General features: G+C 74.5%; 1 protein-coding gene and 1 pseudogene. Both read left to right on the forward strand.

The window, feature by feature from the left end:
- Window positions 1-417: a DUF2000 family protein gene (locus tag ASF38_RS09025; protein WP_055962221.1), complete on the forward strand. Its 417-nt coding sequence runs from the start codon at window positions 1-3 to the stop codon at window positions 415-417.
- Window positions 418-516: 99 nt separating this feature from the next.
- Window positions 517-1,492, forward strand: a pseudogene (locus ASF38_RS09030) (NAD(P)-binding domain-containing protein); the annotation flags it as partial.
- Window positions 1,493-1,624 lie beyond the last annotated feature (132 nt).

Raw genomic sequence — 1,624 nt, forward strand, 5'->3', positions numbered from 1 at the left:
ATGGAGGACATCCGCTTCGACACCAAGATCGCCGTCGTCCTGCGCGACGACCTGCTCCCCTGGCAGGAGCTCAACGTGACCGCCTTCCTCGTGAGCGGGGTCGCCGCGAACCCCGAGCTCCTCGGCGAGCCGTACGAGGACGCCGACGGGCAGCGCTACCTGCCACTGCTGCGCCAGCCCGTCGTCGTCCTGACCGCTGATGCCGCGACCCTCTCTCGAGCCCACGCGAAGGTCGTGTCCCGAGCGCTGCCCCTCGCGGTCTACACCCACGAGATGTTCTCGACCGGCCACGACGCCGCCAACCGCGCGGCCGTCGCGGCGGTGCCGACCGACGCGCTCGACCTCGTGGGGATCGCGGTGCACGGGCCGAAGAACGCGGTCGACAAGTCGCTCAAGGGTTCCCGGCTGCACGGCTGACGGGCATAGACCCGGGCCTCCCGGCGTTCCCGTGGACGTGGAGGTCCTCGAGAGCGTGGTGATCGGTGCAGGCCAGGCCGGCCTCTCCGCGTCGTACCNGCAGCACCGCTGGGACGCGCTGACCATGTCCGACGTGCACGGCGTGGCCGACCTGCCCGACGCGCCCGTGCCCCCGGCCGAGGGTCACGAGCGGGCCAACGTCTTCGTGCCCGCCTACTTCGCCGCGTACGAGCGGGCGCACGACCTGCCGGTCGAACGACCGGTGGCGGTCGACCGGGTCGAGTCGGTGCCAGGAACGGGGGACGACCTCCTCGTCGTCCACGCCGGTGACCGCACCTGGCGCACCCGGACCCTGGTGAACGCCACCGGGACCTGGCGGCGGCCGTTCGTGCCGCGCTACCCCGGCCAGGAGGTCTTCGCAGGCGAGCAGCTGCACACCGTCGACTACCCCGGCCCGGAGCACTTCCGCGGGCGGCGCGTCATGGTGGTCGGCGGCGGCGCCTCGGCCGTCCAGTTCCTCGGCGCGCTGCGGCCGGTCACGGACACCCTGTGGGTGACCCGCCGCGAGCCCGTGTGGCGCACCGAGCCCTTCGACCCCGAGGCGGGCCGCGAGGCCGTGGCGATGGTCGAGGAGCGGGTCCGGGCCGGGCTCCCGCCGCGCAGCGTCGTGAGCGTGACCGGGCTGATGCTGCGCGAGCAGGAGGCCGAGGCCGAGCGGCTCGGCGCCTACGAGCGGCTGCCGATGTTCGACCGGCTCGTGCCGGACGGCGCCGTGTGGGGCGACGACCCGGCGGGGGTGCCGGGCCGTGGGCGGCGGACGGAACAGGTCGACGTGATCCTCTGGGCCACCGGCTTCCGCCCCGACGTCGACCACCTGGCGCCGCTGCACCTGCGCTCACCGAGGGGTGGCATCCAGCTGGGCGCCACGCTCGCCACGTCCACGACGGCCACCGCCGACCCGCGGGTGCAGCTCGTCGGCTACGGACCGTCGGCCTCGACGATCGGGGCGAACCGGGCCGGGCGCGCGGCCGCCAACGCGGTGGCGCGGACGCTCAGCTCTCGCGTGGACGCTTGAGCGCCCACGGCTCGAGGTGCTCGTAGCCCTTGACCGAGACCCGCCGTGTGCGGCGCAGCCGGAAGTCGTCGTGGTCGAGCAGCTCGGCGAGGTCGTGGTCGACGAGGACGCGCGCCGGGCGCGCCACCGAGG

It is taken from the genome of Aeromicrobium sp. Leaf272 (assembly GCF_001422865.1).
Taxonomy (GTDB): Bacteria; Actinomycetota; Actinomycetes; order Propionibacteriales; family Nocardioidaceae; genus Aeromicrobium.